The following is a 17,913-nucleotide window of genomic DNA, read 5'->3' as shown; positions in this document are numbered from 1 at the left end:
CCGCACGCAGGGTGCGGGTCACAAAAACGCTATAGCGCAGCAAATCGGTGAGGCAACCACCTCTTTGCCGTTTTTTTGCGATTGCAGCAGATGGCCGGATAGGTCAGAAGGACCGCGGTTTCCACACAGGGGCAGGCCACATGATGACGGATATGCTGCGGGCGGTGATTCTCGGCATCGTCGAAGGCGTCACCGAGTTCCTGCCGGTGTCTTCGACGGGCCACCTGCTGCTTGCGGAGCGCTTCTTCAATCTCGGCGAAGGCAACTTCTGGAAGAGTTTTGCAATCCTGATTCAGCTCGGCGCGATCCTCGCCATCCTCGCGCTCTATTTCGTCAAATTGTGGCGCGTCGCGCTCGGCATGTTCACCAATCCCGACGACCGCCGCTTCGTGATCGGCGTGCTGGTGGCATTCCTGCCCGCCGTCATCATCGGCCTGATCGCCGGCAAATATATCAAGGAATTCCTGTTCAATCCGTGGGTGGTCTGCTTCACGCTGATCGTCGGCGGCGCCGTCCTCTTGTGGGTCGATCAGCTCCAGCTCAAGGTTTATGAGGACGATGCGACCCGGTTCCCACTTCTGATGTATCTGTGGATCGGCGTCGCGCAGTGCCTGGCGATGATCCCGGGCGTGTCGCGCTCCGGCGCCAGCATCGTCGCGGCGATGCTGCTCGGTGCCGACAAGCGCTCGGCGGCGGAGTTCTCGTTCTTCCTCGCGATCCCGACCATGGTCGGCGCGTTCGCCTATGATTTCTACAAGAATCGCGCCGACTTCACGACCGACAATCTCAGCGTCATCGCGGTCGGCTTCGTGGTGTCGTTCATCACCGCAATGATCGTGGTGCGTGCCTTCCTCAACTTCGTCACCCGCCGCGGCTTCACGTTCTTCGCGTGGTGGCGCGTGATTGTCGGCACCCTCGGCCTGATCGCGCTGGCGATGGGCCGGTAAGAGCGCGGCAGCGCCCTTGCCTCGCCCGCTTGCGGGGAGAGGCCGGAGCGCATGCAGCGAAGCGGAATGCGATCCGGGTGAGGGAGACTCACCACGCATTGCTATGCATCGAGTTTGCGGAGGCAGCCCCTCACTCCAACTCTCTCCCCGTAAGAACGGGGCGAGGGAGCGCAGCGCCTTCGTGGCGGCCTACGCGCTCTTCCTCTGGAACTGGCCCGCGGCGCGGTAGCGCCAGAGATATTGCGGGACGATGGCTTCCATCGAGTCCGGGGTGATGCCGAGGCCTGCGAATGTCAGGCCGGCGGCCGTCGCGGCTTCGGACACCACATTGTTCGTGCGCAGCATCTCGACCTGGTCCGGCGTCAGCTTGAACACGCCCGGCGCGAATTGCAGGAAATAGGACTGGAGCCTGGCGAGGCCGAACGGCAGCGGCGCCAGCACGCGGTCGCGCTCGGTGATTTTGAGGATGATTTCCATCACCTCGCGCATGGTCAGCACTTCCGGCCCGCCGAGCTCGTAAGCCGCACCGGCCTTGGTGTTGCCGTCGACGGCGTCGGCCACGACGCGTGCGACGTCGCCGACATAGGCCGGCTGCACCGTGTTGACCCCGCCGCCGACCAGCGGCAGCACCGGCGAGAAGCGGGCCAGCGCGGCAAAGCGGTTGGTGAACTGGTCCTCCGGACCGAACATCAGCGACGGCCGGATGATCGTGGCCTCGGGCGTTGCCGCCAGCACCGCCTGCTCGCCGGCGGCCTTGGCGCGGAAATAGGCGGACGACGAATTGGCGTCGGCGCCAATCGCCGAAACATGGACCATCCGGGCGCCGGAGCTGGCCGCCGCTTTGGCGATCGTCTCGGCGCCCTTCACCTGCACGGCGTCGAAGGTCTGCCCGCCGCCCTGGGCCAGGATGCCCACCAGATTGATGGCGACCCGCGAATCGCGCAGCGCCGCCTCGACCGAGGCCGGGTAGCGCACATTGGCCTGGACGGCATGGATCTGGCCGACCCGGCCGAGCGGTTGCAAATGGAAGGCCAGCTCAGGCCGCCGCACCGCGACTCGGACGCGGTAATCGCGCTTGCACAGCGCCCGGACCACGTTCCGCCCCAGGAAACCCGATCCGCCGAAGACCGTGACTGTGGTGTCCAGGTTCGATGCCATGGCGTCCATTCCTGCCGAAATCGAGAGTTATTAACGGGAGTTAGCCGTCTGGCGATACGCCATCGGACTTATCCTGTACAGGGTATTTGATTTCTCAATCGCGAATTTGACAAGCGCGTCACCGATCCTTACAGAGCGCTTCCACGTGCCCAGGTGGCGGAATTGGTAGACGCGCTGGCTTCAGGTGCCAGTGGCTTCACGGCCGTGAAGGTTCGAGTCCTTTCCTGGGCACCACTCCCTTTCAAGCGATTGAAATTGCTCAGCCTTCGTAGGGGCGGCGACGCCGTGGCCCGCCGCCGGCGCGGCGGGAATGCCGAATCCAGATCTCAGCTCTGAACCTCCGGTTCGTCGGGTCGACCTATTTCCTGAGCAGTTCCGGCTCCACGACGACTTCACATGTCTTCCGCGTGCGCCACCGAACAACCGGGAGGAAGCGATGAGCAGGATTCTCATTTGCGGTGGTGGCGTGATCGGGTTGTGTGCGGCGGCGATGCTAGGCCGTGACGGTCACAGCGTCACCGTTCTGGAAGCCGATCATGCCGACCGACCCGCAGCCTCGGTCGAGGGGTGGGACGTCTGGGAACGACCCGGCGTTGCCCAGTTCAGGCAGCCCCACAATCTCGTTTCGCTCTTCCGGATGATCAGCGATCGGGAACTACCGGGATTGACCGATGGCCTGCTTCGGGCCGGCTGTGTCTGGGTGGACTATCTCGACAACTTGCCTCCCGGCATAACGGATCGGGCGCCACGCCCGACCGACGAGGCGTTACGGTGCGTCACCGGCCGGAGGCCAATCATTGAGTGGGCCGTCGCGAGCATGGCGCAAGCGGCACCCAATGTGACCATCCGTCGGGGGACCAAGGTCCGCGAATTGATCACGGGCGCGTCGGCCGTCGCCGGGGTGCCGCACGTTTCAGGCGTGCGCACGACGGCCGGCGAGGAGATTCGCGGCGATCTCGTCATCGACGCGATGGGGCGGCGCAGTCCCGCCTGCGAATGGATCGCTGGTGCGGGAGGCCGCCGCCCGATCGAGGAAGCGGAGGACAGCAACTTCGTCTACTTCACGCGCTATTTTTCGGGGCAGCAGCGGCCGCGCAGGATCGGGCGCGCGCTGACTCCGATGGGTCTGTTCTCGATCCTGACGCTGGATGGCGACAACGACACATGGTCGGTCACCCTGTACACCTCGTCGAAAAACAAGGCGATGCGGGGCTTGCGTGACACGGCGGCGTTCCATCGCGTCGTCTCGGCATGCGCGCGGCAGGCGCACTGGCTCGACGGAGAGCCGATCACTCCCGTCCTCCTGCTGACCGGAGTTCTCGACCGCTATCGGCGGCTCATGGTCGATGGCCAGCCGGTCATCACCGGCTTTGCTGTCGTAGGTGATGCATGGGCGTGTACCAACCCGTCCGCGGGGCGTGGCTTGAGCGTCGGTCTGCTGCAGGCCCAGGTGCTCCGCGACGTTGCGCGTCGGCACATCAACGATCCGCAAGCGTTCGCGCGGGAGTACGACGCGGAGACCGAACGCCAGGTCGCTCCGTTCTATCGAAACCAGATCGCCGCCGACCGCGCGCGCATCGCCGAGATGAATGCGCTGGAGCAGGGACTTCCGATGCCGGCGCCGAATCCGGTGACGGCCAGGTTGCTCGCCGCCGCGGGCGAAGACGCCGACGTGCTCCGCGGGGTGATCGAGATCGCAATGTGCCTTGCGCTTCCGCAGGACGTCATTGCCAGACCACGCGTCGCCGCGAAGCTGGCCGAACTCGATGGCCAGACATTGCCGCCGGATCCCAACATCATCGATCGCGATCGGATGGCGGCGCTGCTGAACGGCTGATCGATTCTAATACCTCCAGTGCGGCCGGCGGGTCAGACGATGCGCCTCCCGCTCCGTCGTGCGACCTGCCTCTGCACGAAGTACATCGCGGTAACTGAAATGATCGAGGTCGCCACCACGACGTAGCCGATCCAGTCGAAATGCAGCAGCGAGCCGTCCGGATTCTCCGCGACGATCGCGGCCGCCACCACCGAGCCGAGGCCGCCGGAGAGCTGCTGCACGGACGATGACACCGCGTTGAACGCGCCGCGCTGGCTGGCGTCGGGAATCGCCGTCATGAGCGCCTGCGACGGGATCATGCGCGAGAAGATGCCGACGAACATCAGCACATTGACCACGATCGCGGTGACGAGCGAGACGTGGCCGAGATGGGTGTAGATCAGCACCATGATGACCGACACCGCGCTGCCGAACACGAAGGTCGGATATTTGCCGAACGCGTCGCTGGCGCGCCCGACCAGCGGTCCGAGCGCGATGGCGAACAGGCCGGTGACCAGATAGATCGTCGGCAAATGCACGATGTCGATGCCGAGATTGTGCACGGTGAAGGCGCTGCCGAACGGCATCAGCATGAAGCCGCCGGTCGCCAGCAGCGTCGTCACCATGAAGGCCAGCGTGTAGCGCGGCTGGGTGACGGTCGAGATCAGGTGCTGGAACGGATTGCTGTCGTGCTGCAGCTTCAGATGCGCGTCGACCGGCTGCATCACCAGCGCGATGGCCGACATCACCGCGATCGAGAGGCCGACGATGGCCACGAAGCAGATGTGCCAATTCCAGTGGTTGGCGAGAAACAGGCCGGCGGGAACGCCAAGCACCTGGCTCGCGGCGAACGCGGTCTGCACGAAGCCCATGACGCGGCCGCGCAGATGCAGCGGGAACAGATCGGCGACGATCGCGAGCACGACGGATCCGATCACGCCGGCGAACAGCCCGGTCACGATCCTCCCGAGCAGGAGCACGTGGAAATCCTGCGCCAGCGCGCATAGTCCGGTGCCGATCGTGAAGCCGACGTAGAAGAACAGCAGCAGCCGCTTGCGGTCGAAACGGTCGGCAAAGCCGGCGGCAAGGATGCCGGAAATCCCGGCCGCGAACGCATAGGCCGACACCGCGACGCCGAACTGCCCGGCCGTGATGTTGAGCGCCGGCATCAGGATGGCGCCGAGCGGCGACATGATGATGAAGTCGATGATCAGCGTAAACTGGGTGAGCGCAAGCAGCGCCACCAGGAACGACTGGTAGCGCGAGAAGCCGCGCTCTTCCGGGTCGGCGATCGGCGCGGCGATGGTCTGCTCGGACATGAGACTCTTGTTTCGCGGATGAGGGGCGTGGGGCTGCCGCCATCACATAAGGCGGCCTGTGCCGGATGTCATCGGCCGTGGGGTGCAAAAACGCGTATCGATGCGCAACTCTCGTCTGAAAATCGCCGGATTCGCGCCGATTGCCGTTGTGCCTCGACGCGGGTGACAGGGCCGCGAAAACCCGGTTCTCGGCCCGAAAATACGCCTATCCGCTCGCATCGGGGGCATTTGAAGGCTAGTGTCTCGCGTCGAATCGACCAAGACCCGAGGCCGTACTTCATGACCATCCGCCTGCATCGCGGCGACCTGCCCGACCTGTCCCGCTACTCCGATTCGGTTGCGATCGATACCGAGACCATGGGGCTCAATCCGCATCGCGACCGGCTCTGCGTGGTGCAGATGTCGAATGGCGACGGCACCGCCGATGTGATCCAGATTCCGCAGGGCCACACCGACGCGCCGAACCTGAAGGCGCTGCTGGCCAATCCCAAGGTCACCAAGATCTTCCATTACGCCCGCTTCGACGTCGCAGTGCTCTACAACACCTTCGGCGTGATGACGACGCCGGTCTATTGCACCAAGATCGCCTCGCGGCTGTCGCGCACCTATACCGACCGCCACGGGCTGAAGGACCTGGTGCGCGAGGTCCTGAACATCGAGCTCTCCAAGCAGCAGCAGTCGAGCGACTGGGGCTCATCGGGCCTCAGCGAGGCCCAGCTCGCCTACGCCGCCTCCGACGTGCTGCATCTGCATGCGCTGCGCGAGCGGCTCGACGCCATGCTGGTGCGCGAGGGCCGGACGGAGCTGGCGAAGGCCTGCTTCGACTTCCTGCCCACCCGCGCCAGGCTGGATCTCGGCGGCTGGGAGGCCGAGGACATCTTCGCCCATTCATGACATCGGGTTCGTGACCTTGGGGCGATTTCGGTCGCGGGAGGGCATTTTCGCCCCGTTTCGGCCAAACTGTTCACGCGTGGTCGCGCCCGAGGTCCTTTGGGGGGACGCATGGGGCGCGACGCGAGGTCCGGGCTGCACATTTGGACAGCTCCGGGTAGAATAGGCGCCGATTTCGCGCCTCTGGAGCACGTGTGAGTTCGGTTCAGAATCCAGCCTATGTCGCAGGCCTCGAGGCGCGCTTTGCCGCCGCCGCGCGCCACAGCCGCATGGTGCGGATCTTGCGCATTGCGGTGCCGGCGGCCGTCGTGCTGTCGCTGGCCGCAATCGTGTTCGTCTCGGTGGTCAACCCGTTCCGTGCCCTGATGCCCAACGTGCCGCTGGAGATGGACAATCTCGTGGTGTCGGGCACCAAGATCACGATGGAATCGCCACACCTCGCCGGCTTCTCCAACGACGGGCGACCCTACGAGATGTGGGCCAAGGCCGCGATCCAGGACGTCACCGATCCTGATCATGTCGAGCTGAAGACGATCCGCGCCAAGGTGGCGATGGAGGACCAGTCGACGGTGATGATGGATGCGCGCACCGGCTTCTTCGACAACAAGAAGCAATTGCTCGATTTGCGCCAGGACATCTTCCTGCAGTCGTCGACCGGCTATGAAGCCAAGATGACCCAGGCGTTCGTCGACATCAACAAGGGCAACGTGTCGTCGGACGAGCATGTCGACGTCAAGCTGCTCGACGGCACGCTGACCGCCGACAAGCTCAGGATCTTCAACAGCGGCGAGCTGGTGCGCTTCGAAGGCAATGTGGTGATGAACCTGGACAAGCTCGGCGACACCCCGATCAGCCATCCGGCCGAGCCCGCGCCACCTCCGCCGCCGCAAAAGGCGCGCAAATCCGCCAACCCGAGATGATTTTTTTCATGAGACGTTTTCCCTGCATCGCAATCGCTGCCTTCATGCTCGCGCTGTTCGGCGCAAGCGCTGCGTCCGCGCAGAGCAAGATGAGCGGCGTTCCCAACGCCATGCAGGGTTTTTCGCAGAATCGCGACCAGCCGATCCAGATCGAGGCCGCCACGCTCGAGATGCGTGACAAGAAGAAGGAGGCGACCTTCGCCGGCAACGTGAAGGTCGTGCAAGGCGACACCACGATGACCTCGAAGTCGCTCGACGTGTTCTACGAAGACAAATCCTCTCAGCCGGCGGTGCCCGCGAAGGGTGCAAAGGGCGCGAAGGGCGCCCCGATGCAGTCGGCGAAGCCCGGTCCGGGCGGCGCGTCCTCGATCAAGCGGCTGGAGGCGAAGGGCAACGTCGTCGTCACCCAGAAGGATCAGGTCGTCACCGGCGAGACCGCGATCTTCGACACCAAGACCAACCTGATCACGATGATCGGCGGTGGCGGCGCGCAGGTGGTGCTGACGCAGTGCCAGAACGTGCTGCGCGGCGACCGTCTGCTGGTCGACATGACCACGGGCGTCTCGCGCGTCGAGTCCGACAACGGCAAGGTGCAGGGTCTGTTCATCCAGACCGACAAGAGCGGACAAGGCGGCAGCGGTGGCTGCGGAACGGCGGCCGCGCCAGGCGGAAGCCCGGCGCTTCCCTCGCTGATTCCGGGTGCGGGCAAGCCGAAGTAACGACGGCGGTTCAACTGTGGCGGCGTAACATGATCAGACGACGGACAATGACGATGCTGCTGTCGCGGGCTTGCGCGATCGCCGCCGTCGTGTTCGCGCCGATCACCTTCGAGCAGGTCTATGGACAGAGCGCAGGGTCGGTGCCCAACGCGATGCAGGGCTTTGTTCAGAACCGCGACCAGCCGGTCCGGATCGAAGCCGCCGTTCTCGAAATGCGCGACAAGAAGAAGGAGGCCACCTTCTCCGGCAATGTGAAGGTGGTGCAGGGCGACACCACGATGACCTCCAAGGTCCTGGTGGTGTTCTACGAGGATAAGGACAAGTCTGCGCAACCGTCCGCACCGGCCGGCAGCAACAAGCAAGCCAAGGGACCAGTGGGTGCGCCGACACAAGCGGCTCCGACGCAATCCGGTCCGACACAAGCGGCCCCGCCCGGCCCGGGCGGCGCGTCTTCGATCAAGCGGCTGGAAGCCAAGGGCAGCGTCGTCGTCACCCAGAGGGACCAGACCGTCACCGGCGAGATCGCGATCTTCGACGCCAAGGCCAATCTGATCACGGTGCTCGGCGGCGGTGGCGTTCAGGTGGTGCTGACGCAGTGCAACAGTGTGCTGCGCGGCGACCGCCTGCGGGTCGACATGACCACCGGCGTTTCGCGCGTGGACTCCGAGAGCGGGACGGGCAAGGTGACGGCGACGACAGGCGGTGGCGGACAGGATTGCGGCCCGTCGGCCAGCGCAGCGCCTTTGCCGGCCCAGGGAAAGTCAAGGTAACTCTCAATAAATCAATATGTTAGACAATAACATGCGACCGCGAGGTTGAAGCGCGCAGGGTGAGACTGTATCTACAGCAACGGTCCGGGACGGACCCGAGGGGGATCGTGACGCTGGCCGGGCCGGGGCATCCACTCATTTCAAGGCGCGGTCATCGCGCCTTGCGTCATTGTTTGAGCATGGTTTCTTGCGCAAACGCGCTTCGCGCTGGTCGCGCAGAAGGCCGTGAGAGGTTGAAGCGAAGCAGGGATGGTGGATTTTCTCGGCATGTTCCGACGGCGCCCTGCGAAACGCGGTCACGGCTTTGCACGCGCGCATGACGACATCACCGCGCTCGACGATTCGTTCGGCGATATGCTGGCAAGCCCGGTGCGGGATGCGCCGCCGATGGCGCGCGCCGCTGCCCCGGTTGCCGGCGTCGAGCTGCGGCCGCAACCGGCGCCCGCCCCGGCGCCGGCGCGCCCGAGACGGGCGAAGGGCAACGGTGCTGCCGCCCCGCAGCTGATCGGGCGGCCGGGCTATCTGGCTGTGCATAGCGTGGAAAAGAGTTTTGGCAGCCGCCAAGTGGTGCGCGGCGTCAGCATCTATGTCCGCCGCGGCGAGGCGGTCGGCCTGCTGGGGCCGAACGGTGCCGGCAAGACCACCGTGTTCTACATGATCACCGGCCTGATCAAGGCCGATCGCGGTGCGATCGAGCTTGACGGCCACGACGTCACCCGGCTGCCGATGTACCAGCGCGCGCGCCTCGGTATCGGCTATTTGCCGCAGGAAGCGTCGATCTTCCGCGGCCTGTCCGTCGAGCAGAATATCCGCGCGGTGCTCGAGGTCGTCGAGCCCTCGAAGAAGAAGCGCGAGCATGAGCTCGATTCGCTGCTCGACGAGTTCAATATCACGCGCCTGCGCAAGAGCCCTTCGATCGCGCTCTCAGGCGGCGAGCGCCGTCGCGTCGAAATCGCCCGGGCGCTGGCGACGCGCCCGAATTACATGCTGCTCGACGAGCCGTTCGCCGGCATCGACCCGATTGCGGTGGGTGACATCCAGGATCTGGTTCGCCATCTCACCAATCGCGGCATCGGCGTGCTGATCACCGACCACAACGTTCGCGAGACGCTCGGCCTCACCGACCGTGCGTATATCGTCTATGCCGGCGAGATCTTGACGGAAGGCAGTCCGGAGGAGATCGTCAACGATCCGGACGTGCGGCGTCTTTACCTTGGCGAAGAGTTCCGCCTCTAGCGCAACTTTCTGTTCCGTCAAGCCATATACAACTGTGCTGGACTAGGATAAGCAAGAATCGAGCCAACTTTTAGGGTCGATCTTGCCTCCATGGCGCTGACGCAGAGACTAGAGTTCCGCCAGTCGCAATCGCTGGTCATGACGCCGCAGCTGATGCAGGCGATCAAGCTGCTGCAGCTGTCGAACCTTGATCTGTCGACCTTTGTCGAGGAGGAACTCGAGCGCAATCCGCTGCTGGAGCGGGCCGCCGACGGCCCGGAACCGCCCGTGGCAGGCGAGCACGTCGCGGAGCGGGCGGATTACGCGGAGTCTGATGGATCGGGCGGCGATGGCGACGACCATGGCGACATGGCCGGCGGTTCCACGGGCGATAGCGGGTTCGAGCCGGGCCAGGAGGAGTGGCTGAACCGCGACCTCGGCAGCCGTGCCGAGATCGAGCAGACGCTCGACACTCGCCTCGACAACGTCTTCACCGAGGAGCCGGCTGAGGCGGCCGCGCATGCCGCGCAGGACGCGCCGCCTTCCGTCTACACCGAATGGGGCGGCGGCGCTTCCAGCGACGACGAGTACAATCTCGAGGCCTTCGTCGCCGCCGAGGTGACGCTGGCTGATCACCTCGCCGAGCAGCTCGCGGTGGCGTTCTCTGCGCCGGCGCAGCGCATGATCGGCCAATATCTGATCGACCTGGTCGATGACGCCGGCTACCTGCCGGCCGATCTCGGCCAGGCCGCCGAGCGGCTCGGCGCGTCGCAGGCCGCTGTCGACGAGGTCGTCGCGATGCTGCAGAAATTCGATCCGCCCGGCGTCTGCGCGCGTAACCTCAGCGAGTGCCTGGCGATCCAGCTGCGCGAGCTCGACCGCTACGATCCCGCGATGCAGGCGCTGGTCGAGCATCTCGACCTGCTCGCCAAGCGCGACATCGCGGGCTTGCGAAAGCTCTGCGGCGTCGACGACGAAGACATCACCGACATGATCGCGGAGATCCGCAGGCTCGATCCGAAGCCGGGGTTGAAGTTCAGCACCGCGCGCGCCCAGACCATGGTGCCCGACGTCTATGTGCGGCCCGGTCCGGACGGCGGCTGGCATGTCGAGCTGAACAGCGACACTCTGCCGCGCGTCCTGGTGAACCAGACCTACTACACCGAACTGTCGAAGACGATCCGCAAGGACGGCGACAAGTCGTACTTCACCGACTGCCTGCAGAACGCGACCTGGCTGGTGCGCGCGCTCGATCAGCGCGCCCGCACCATCCTCAAAGTTGCAACCGAGATCGTGCGCCAGCAGGACGGCTTCTTCACCCATGGCGTCGCGCATTTGCGGCCGCTCAATCTGAAGGCGGTGGCGGACGCCATCCAGATGCACGAATCGACGGTGTCGCGCGTGACCGCGAACAAATACATGGCGACCAACCGCGGCAGTTTTGAATTGAAGTATTTCTTCACCGCCTCGATCGCCTCGGCCGATGGCGGCGAGGCGCATTCGGCCGAAGCGGTGCGTCACCACATCAAGCAGCTGATCGATGCCGAGGCGCCGACCGCGATCCTGTCCGACGACACGATCGTGGAACGTTTGCGCGCGTCCGGCATTGATATTGCCCGCCGCACCGTCGCGAAGTACCGCGAGGCGATGCGGATCCCGTCTTCGGTGCAGCGCCGCCGCGACAAACAGAGCATGCTCGGCAATGCCCTTTCGTCCCCTGCCTCTTCATCCGACCGGTCCCGCGACACCGCCGCAGTTTAAGTACCCCCTTGAGGATGATCCTGCCGACATCCCGGCAGGATCAGGCTGTCGTTGCGTTCGCCTCAAATCGCGATAGTCTCAATCTTCGCCTTGTGCAGCATGACCCGGAAAGGAAGGTTGGCGGAAATTCAGAAACCATCATGCTCCGGCAAGAGAGTGATCGAGGTATCCAGCAATCGAGGCATCAAATGACCCTTCGAATCTCGGGAAAGAGCATCAGCATCGGCGAGGCGCTTCGGGCGCGCGTCAGCGAGCGCACCGACGAGGTCCTGCGAAAGTATTTTGATGGCAACTATTCCGGTCACATCACGCTGAGCAAGGATGGCTTCGGCTTCCGGACCGATTGCGCGCTGCATCTGGATTCCGGCATCACGCTGGAAGCCGAGTCCAATGCGACCGATGCCTATGCCAGCGCCGATGCGGCGCTGCTGATGATCGAGAAGCGTCTGCGCCGCTACAAGAGCCGGCTGAAGGACCGCTCGGCCCGCAAGGCCTATGCAGCGACCGCCGCGCTTGCCGAGCTCAACGGTGTCGGGCTCGATGCGCCAAGCTACGTCATCGAGGCGCCCGAGAACGAGGACGAAGTTACCGAATACAGCCCGGTGATCATTGCCGAGGCAACCACGGCGCTGAAGCGGCTGTCGGTCAGCGAGGCCGTCATGGAGCTGGATTTGAGCGGCGCTTCCTGCCTGGTGTTCCAGCATGGCGGCAGCGGCCGGGTGAACATCATTTACCGCCGTACGGACGGCAATGTGGGCTGGGTCGACCCCCCATCGGTGACCCCCTGAGGATATATGGCGGATGGCATTGACGTCGGAAGCCAGCCCTGCTTATGGTCCGCCGCCCCAAGCAATAAGGGGCGGAACAGGGTCTTGCCGGTGTTGGCACCGCCGATGCGTTGGAGTAGAAGCCCTGCCAGATGGACCCGGGCTAAGCCCGCATCCCGCCTCATCTTCTTGACGCCGCCGCTGTAAAGCCTATTTCGCAACCTGACGGTCTCATTCACCTCGGAACGTCCCAATGCCGATTACCGATTTGGTCGCACCCGAGGCGATTCTCCCGGCTTTGAAGGTCATCAGCAAGAAGCAGGCGCTGCAGGAACTTGCCGCGCGTGCCTCGGCGCTGACCGGCCAGAACGAGCGCGCGGTGTTCGAGGTGCTGCTGCAGCGCGAGAAGCTCGGCACCACGGCGGTCGGCTACGGCGTCGCCATTCCGCACGGCAAGCTGCCCAAGCTGGAGAAGTTGTTCGGCCTGTTCGCCCGTCTCGATCGACCGATCGATTTCGAGGCGATGGACGGCCAGCCGGTCGACCTGATCTTCCTGTTGCTGGCGCCCGAGGGCGCCGGCGCCGACCACCTCAAGGCGCTGGCGCGCATCGCCCGCCTGCTGCGCGACCAGGACGTCGCCAAGAAGCTGCGCGCCTCCCGCGACGCACAGGCGATCTACTCGGTGCTGGCGCTGCCGCCGGCGAGCGCGGCGTAAGCTTTCATTCGCCCGTCTGTCATCAGCGTATAGCCCGCTCGTCACGAGCCGGTGCACGGCGACGCGTTGTCCGATAGCCTCACTTCGGAGCCGGGATGGAGCGAAAGCGTAATCCGGGGAGGTCTTGCAGCTGGCGCGAATCCCGGATTGCGCTGCGCTTCATCCGGGCTACGATGTCTTCGTTGTCGATCGAAATCGTTCAGCAGATCGTCGGCAGCAGCCGGCGGACTTCGTCGAGCAGGTCGGGGATCGCCTTCTCGTCGTCGGCGAGATGCCTGAGCAGTGCGCTTTGGAACAGGCCGTCGAACAGCGCGTACAGCGCGGCCGGTGACGATGCCGGGCGCTTGTTGCCGAGCTCGGCGTAGCGCGAGGCGATGCGCCAGATCATGGCTTCGAGACTCTTGTCGATCTCAAGCACATCTTTGCGGAAGGCGGCCTCGAACATCGCCTGCGAGCGCAGGTCGTACCAGAGCCGGTGCATGTGCGCTTCGGTCTTGAGCGTCGCGGCAAGCTTGGCGAGGAAGCCTTCCATCAACTGCTCACGGTCCTGCGCAGACGCCACCACCTCGTCGTAGCGTGTCACGCATTTCGCCTTGTAGTGGCGCACGCAGCAGCAGATCAGGTCGAGCTTGTCGCTGAAGTAGTAGTGAAACACGCCGTGCGTGAACGCGGAATTCTGCGCGATCTCGCGCAGGCTGGTGCGCGCGAAGCCGAGCTCGCCGAGGGTCTCGAGCGCGGCTTCCGCAAGTTCGATCCGCCGCGCGTTGAATTTCTCGTCGCGCAGCGTTTCGGCCGCCGCGGCCACTCGGGCCGCTCCTGTCGCTTGCCGCGCCATCTCGTGCCTTCCCTCCGTCCGTCGCCGCATCGACTTATAGCGCGCCGGTCGCGGCGCGCTCCATCCTTCACAACCACCCTCTTTGACACTTGTCAAATTTTGGCTTGACAAGTGTCAAGTTCCTGGACGAGGCTCGGCTCAAGAAATTTGGACAACCGTCAAGACGGCTGACCAATCTATCAGCCAGGGAGGAGACGTGATCGCTGGGGCGCCGATGCTGCGCTCCGCCGCTGCCGAATTCGGTTGCCTGGCGGCAAGAGCGCGGCAGCCCGCCGGCACCTGCTGCCCCATCGCCAGCACCAGCCAAACACCAGCAAAGGGAGGATGACGTCATGCGTGGGAAGAGCCTTGAAGGCAGGAAAGCCCTGGTCACCGGCGGCGCCCGGGGAATTGGCGCGGCGATCGCCCAGGCGCTGGCGCAATCCGGCGCCGCGATCATGATCGGCGACATCCTCGACGATGCCGGCAAGACCACCGCTGCCGAGATCGCGAAGGCCGGCGTCAAGACCGGTTTTGCAAAGCTCGACGTCACCGACGACGCGCAGTGGGAACGGGCCGTCGCCGCGACGGTCGAAACGCTCGGCGGCTATGACATCCTGATCAACAATGCCGGCATCGAGATCACCTCGCTGGTCAGCGAGATCAAGGCCGAGGACGCGCGGCGGATGTGCGACGTCAATATCGTCGGCACCGTGCTCGGCATGAAGCACGCCTTCCGCGCGATGCGGCCGGGCGGGCCGGCAGGCAAGGGCGGCGCGATCGTCAACATCGCCTCGGTCGCAGCAACCATCGCCTTCCCGAGCATCGCCGTTTACTCCGGCACCAAATCCGCGGTCGACCGCATGACGCGGGTCGCGGCGATGGAAGCCGGCAAGCTCGGCTACGGCGTGCGCGTCAACTGCATCTATCCCGGGCTGATTCCGACCGACATGGGCATGCAGCTCGCCAATGACATCGTGAAGATCGGTCTCGCGCCCGACGTCAATGCCGCCGTCGGCTCGGTGGTGGAGCAGACGCCGCTCGGCAAGCTCGCCGAGGTCGGCGACATCGCCGATGCCGCAGTGTTCCTGTGCTCGAACGATGCCCGCTTCATCACCGGCATCGGCCTGCCGGTCGACGGCGGTATGGGCATGTAGCAGCGCGCACCAGGAATCGATTTCGGAGGATTGCAATGAGCGAGAAGAAGCCCGTCATCGTCTATGGCGCGTCCGGCTACACCGGCCGGCTGGTCTGCGAATATCTGCGCGAGTACAACGTCCCCTTCATCGCCGCCGGCCGCAGCGCCGAGAAGCTCAACGCCGCGATGAAGTCGAACGTGGCCGGCATCGAGACCGCCGACTACGAGGTGGTGGCAGTGCCGCACACCGTGGCCGCGCTGACCGAATTGTTCAAGGGTGCCTCGGTGGTGCTCAACACCGTCGGCCCCTTCGCCAGGTTCGGCGGCGAGGTGGTGCAGGCCTGCCTGGCTGCCAGGTGCCATTACACCGACACGACCGGCGAGCAGGACTGGCTGATCACGCTCGACCAGGAATTTGGCGCGAGGTTCGCCAATGCCGGCCTGTTGCTGGCGCCGGGGATCGCGCAGATGTACACCACCGGCGAGATCGCGGCGCAGCTGTGCCTGGAGACGCCCGGCCTCGACACGCTTGACATCGCCGTGTTCTGGGGCGGCAGCCCGACCATCGCCTCGACGCAGACCATCCTGGTCAATGCCGCGATGGCCAAGGCGTACTATTTGGAGCAGAACAAGTACGTCGAGCATCAGCCCGATGCCGGCCTCTACAACCTCGCCATCCCCGGCCAGCACGAGCTGGCGCTGGCGCTGCCCTGGGGCGGCACCTCGCACCCGGTGTGGTTCAAGCACGATCCGCGCGTGGCCAACGTCAAGGTGCTGGGCGGCGTGTTCAATCGCGCGCTGATGCTCGGCGTGCCGCAGATCGTCGCCGCTGCGCTGGAGGCGACCAAGGACATGAACCCGGACGATCGCTACGCCGCGCTGGCGCAGACCGCCGCCGGCGTGATGAACACCATGCCGCCGCGCGAGAACCCGCGCGTCAACAAGTCGATGGATTCGGTACATGCCTCCGGTCCGCTGGGCCGCGCGCACTGCGTCATTTACGGCAACAGCAATTACAAGCAGACCGGCATGCTGCAGGCCTATGCCGCGGTCGCCCTGCTGCAACAGCCGCCGAAGCGCGTGGGCTTTGCGTCCGGCTGCCAGGCGTTCGGCCACCGCGAGCTGCTCGGGCAGTTGCGCAGTTTCGGCCTCGTCGGCAAGCCGATCCTGACAGTGCACGACTGAGCTCGAGTGAAGATGAAATCGAAGTCAAAGATTTTCGTTTGAGGCGTTTTCGTCACGCGATCCGGTATCGACTTCGCTCGAAAACGCTTCGCTGCGGGTGACGCGCTAGCCCCCGTCACCCGCAGTCTAGTCTGGTGCCGACCATGCGTTTCATCGATTATCCGACAAGAACGCGGAAGCAGATCGACGTCTGGAACGATCTGCCGCGCTCCAAGGTCGGCAAGGTGCCGAAGCCGGACATCCGCGCGCAGCTGGCTTGAACGTGTGTTGACAACCGGCCGGCGACGCCAGAAGAGGGGTATGCGCAACATTGCGCGTGCGAACCAGGGATCACGGATGTTCCGCGATTTTCGTCTCGATCGCGTTCCCGTCGACGTTCTCGCCTATGAGCTCGTCGAAGAGAGAGCCTCTGCGCTCGGACGCATGGGGCGCGCGCTGGAACAAGCTCTTGCTAGACTGCGCGAGTTCGATGCCGCCCATCCGCACGGAGAAGCACCGGCGCCGACACAACAGGCTCGGCGCCTGCTGGTCAAGGAAGCCGGCCACGCGCTCTGGATGTTCGTGGTGCAGCGGGAAGCGTGCGGGCTCCGCAACAACCGCATGCTGATGCGCGACTACAATGTGCCCGCCGAGGTTCAGCTCAGCATGGGGCCGAAGCTGACATCGGCTTCACCGCAATAAGGACGTCATCGCATTAAAAATGCGCGGGCCGCCTCGTCGAGGCATGCCCGCGCATTTGAACTCGTGGATGCTGAATTCAGCCGGCGTCTAATGGACGCTGACGGCCTGCAACTCGTTGCTCCAGGCGTTCGCGATCGCGGCCTCGCGGCTGTCGGTCAGCATGATCGGCGTGCCGTCGGCGGCGTGCAGCGCGAACAGCTTCAGGCCCGGCGCAAGGTTCGGGGCTTGCGGGAAGAGATCCGGCACATCCTCGGAACGGACCTGCTTCACATAGGCGATATGGCCCTCGCCCAAATGCGCCAGCGCTTCCGGCGTGACGCTGTCGGATTGGAACATGACGTTTGCTTCACTCATGGTCTCGACTCCTCAGTCAGACAAGCGGTCGAGTCCGCTCCAGGTTTCTATTATTCGTGTTCATTGATAGCGATTGTCTTAATGACCCGTTCAGGTTCCGGCCTGGCCAGGTCGATCGACAACAGCCCGTTCTTCAGGTCCGCGCCCAGCACCTGCATCCCCTCCGCCAGCACGAAGGTGCGCTGGAAGTGGCGCGCGGCAATGCCGCGATGGATGTACTGCCGAGCCTTATCGTCCTGCTGACGGCCGCGGATGACGAGCTGATTTTCCTCAATGGTCACATCGAGTTGGTCACGGGTAAAACCTGCTACCGCCAGCGTGATGCGCAGCCGCTCGGGCTGGCCGTTGGACCGGTCGAACCGCTCGATGTTGTAGGGAGGATAGCCGTCGGCGCCCTTCACGACCCGATCGAGCGCACGCTCGATTTCGTCGAATCCCAGAAGGAACGGACTGGACAACGATGGAACACGAGACATTACAAAGTCCTCTCGAAGCGACTTTGAGGGGCCCTTGCGGCGCCCCATGCAACCGGCGGGCCGTCTTGGCCCGCCGGTCAGTGAGCAATATGGGGTGTTCTGGATAGCGTTCAAGCCGCCCCGAAACCAGCCTAAACGCCTGCAACATGAGGCTAAATTCTTCCCGATCGGTTATTTCCCGACGCGCTTGCGGCCATCCGCCGTAAAAAGATGCAGCTTGTCGCGGGGGGCGACCACCCGGATCCGCTCCCCAATCGCCGGGCCGCC

Annotated in this window: 18 protein-coding genes and 1 tRNA gene; 14 read left to right on the top strand and 5 right to left on the bottom strand. The window is 64.6% G+C overall.

Annotated elements, in window-relative coordinates; all coding sequences use genetic code 11:
* Positions 1-140 precede the first annotated feature (140 nt).
* Positions 141-947 carry an undecaprenyl-diphosphate phosphatase gene (locus J6500_RS25835; protein ID WP_225715513.1) on the top strand — a complete coding sequence of 269 codons (807 nt, stop codon included), beginning with the start codon at positions 141-143 and terminating at the stop codon, positions 945-947.
* 189 nt (positions 948-1,136) lie between these two features.
* Here J6500_RS25835 and J6500_RS25830 read toward each other — a convergent pair whose 3' ends face one another.
* Positions 1,137-2,105: a complex I NDUFA9 subunit family protein gene (locus J6500_RS25830; RefSeq protein WP_225715512.1), complete on the bottom strand. Its 969-nt coding sequence runs from the start codon at positions 2,103-2,105 to the stop codon at positions 1,137-1,139.
* 147 nt (positions 2,106-2,252) lie between these two features.
* Here J6500_RS25830 and J6500_RS25825 point away from each other — a divergent pair.
* Together J6500_RS25825 and J6500_RS25820 are read left to right on the top strand one after the other, a co-directional pair.
* Positions 2,253-2,339, top strand: a tRNA-Leu gene (locus J6500_RS25825).
* Between the two features lie 202 nt (positions 2,340-2,541).
* Entirely contained in the window at positions 2,542-3,942 is a 1,401-nt protein-coding gene (locus J6500_RS25820; protein WP_225715511.1) for an FAD-dependent oxidoreductase, read from the top strand.
* A gap of 32 nt (positions 3,943-3,974) precedes the next feature.
* Here J6500_RS25820 and J6500_RS25815 read toward each other — a convergent pair whose 3' ends face one another.
* Positions 3,975-5,240 (bottom strand): MFS transporter, encoded by a 1,266-nt coding sequence (locus J6500_RS25815; RefSeq protein WP_225715510.1) that lies wholly within the window; start codon positions 5,238-5,240, stop codon positions 3,975-3,977.
* Positions 5,241-5,519: 279 nt separating this feature from the next.
* On the opposite strand from J6500_RS25815, the gene J6500_RS25810 reads away from it, so the two are divergent.
* The 8 genes from J6500_RS25810 (at position 5,520) to ptsN (ending at position 12,998) form a co-directional block, all read left to right on the top strand.
* Positions 5,520-6,134, top strand: a complete 615-nt coding sequence (locus J6500_RS25810; protein WP_225715509.1) for a ribonuclease H-like domain-containing protein — start codon at positions 5,520-5,522, stop codon at positions 6,132-6,134.
* Between the two features lie 191 nt (positions 6,135-6,325).
* Positions 6,326-7,051, top strand: coding sequence for an LPS export ABC transporter periplasmic protein LptC (gene lptC / locus J6500_RS25805; protein ID WP_225715508.1), 726 nt, complete (start codon positions 6,326-6,328; stop codon positions 7,049-7,051).
* A gap of 8 nt (positions 7,052-7,059) precedes the next feature.
* On the top strand, positions 7,060-7,770 hold the full coding sequence (locus tag J6500_RS25800; protein ID WP_225715507.1) for an LptA/OstA family protein: 711 nt from the start codon (positions 7,060-7,062) through the stop codon (positions 7,768-7,770).
* Positions 7,771-7,799: 29 nt separating this feature from the next.
* Entirely contained in the window at positions 7,800-8,540 is a 741-nt protein-coding gene (locus J6500_RS25795; protein WP_225715506.1) for an LptA/OstA family protein, read from the top strand.
* 249 nt (positions 8,541-8,789) lie between these two features.
* Complete coding sequence (lptB, locus tag J6500_RS25790; protein ID WP_225715505.1) at positions 8,790-9,776, top strand: LPS export ABC transporter ATP-binding protein; 987 nt, start codon at positions 8,790-8,792, stop codon at positions 9,774-9,776.
* A gap of 90 nt (positions 9,777-9,866) precedes the next feature.
* Positions 9,867-11,516 (top strand): RNA polymerase factor sigma-54, encoded by a 1,650-nt coding sequence (gene rpoN / locus J6500_RS25785; protein ID WP_225715504.1) that lies wholly within the window; start codon positions 9,867-9,869, stop codon positions 11,514-11,516.
* Between the two features lie 188 nt (positions 11,517-11,704).
* Positions 11,705-12,304 (top strand): ribosome hibernation-promoting factor, HPF/YfiA family, encoded by a 600-nt coding sequence (gene hpf, locus J6500_RS25780; RefSeq protein WP_225715583.1) that lies wholly within the window; start codon positions 11,705-11,707, stop codon positions 12,302-12,304.
* 232 nt (positions 12,305-12,536) lie between these two features.
* Positions 12,537-12,998, top strand: a complete 462-nt coding sequence (ptsN, locus tag J6500_RS25775) for a PTS IIA-like nitrogen regulatory protein PtsN (protein WP_211985748.1) — start codon at positions 12,537-12,539, stop codon at positions 12,996-12,998.
* A gap of 199 nt (positions 12,999-13,197) precedes the next feature.
* Here ptsN and J6500_RS25770 read toward each other — a convergent pair whose 3' ends face one another.
* Complete coding sequence (locus J6500_RS25770) at positions 13,198-13,803, bottom strand: TetR/AcrR family transcriptional regulator (RefSeq protein ID WP_225715503.1); 606 nt, start codon at positions 13,801-13,803, stop codon at positions 13,198-13,200.
* 362 nt (positions 13,804-14,165) lie between these two features.
* Here J6500_RS25770 and J6500_RS25765 point away from each other — a divergent pair, with 362 nt between their 5' ends.
* The 3 genes from J6500_RS25765 (at position 14,166) to J6500_RS25755 (ending at position 16,816) form a co-directional block, all read left to right on the top strand.
* The gene (locus tag J6500_RS25765; protein ID WP_225715502.1) at positions 14,166-14,969 is read left to right on the top strand and encodes an SDR family NAD(P)-dependent oxidoreductase; all 804 of its coding nucleotides are present in this window, start codon (positions 14,166-14,168) and stop codon (positions 14,967-14,969) included.
* A gap of 35 nt (positions 14,970-15,004) precedes the next feature.
* The gene (locus tag J6500_RS25760; RefSeq protein ID WP_225715501.1) at positions 15,005-16,135 is read left to right on the top strand and encodes a DUF5938 domain-containing protein; all 1,131 of its coding nucleotides are present in this window, start codon (positions 15,005-15,007) and stop codon (positions 16,133-16,135) included.
* Positions 16,136-16,471: 336 nt separating this feature from the next.
* A complete protein-coding gene (locus J6500_RS25755; protein WP_225715582.1) occupies positions 16,472-16,816 on the top strand; it encodes a DUF6665 family protein in 345 nt (114 codons plus the stop codon).
* Between the two features lie 87 nt (positions 16,817-16,903).
* On the opposite strand, the gene J6500_RS25750 is transcribed toward J6500_RS25755, so the two are convergent.
* Together J6500_RS25750 and J6500_RS25745 are read right to left on the bottom strand one after the other, a co-directional pair.
* The gene (locus J6500_RS25750; protein ID WP_225715500.1) at positions 16,904-17,170 is read right to left on the bottom strand and encodes a BQ00720 family protein; all 267 of its coding nucleotides are present in this window, start codon (positions 17,168-17,170) and stop codon (positions 16,904-16,906) included.
* A gap of 50 nt (positions 17,171-17,220) precedes the next feature.
* Positions 17,221-17,646 carry an Hsp20 family protein gene (locus J6500_RS25745; RefSeq protein WP_139479436.1) on the bottom strand — a complete coding sequence of 142 codons (426 nt, stop codon included), beginning with the start codon at positions 17,644-17,646 and terminating at the stop codon, positions 17,221-17,223.
* Positions 17,647-17,913: the final 267 nt, after the last annotated feature.

The sequence above is a fragment of the Bradyrhizobium semiaridum genome (genome assembly GCF_020329505.1).
Lineage (GTDB): Bacteria > Pseudomonadota > Alphaproteobacteria > Rhizobiales > Xanthobacteraceae > Bradyrhizobium > Bradyrhizobium semiaridum.
The sequence above is the reverse complement of the archived record's forward strand: the minus strand, read 5'-3'. Positions and strand labels throughout refer to the sequence as shown.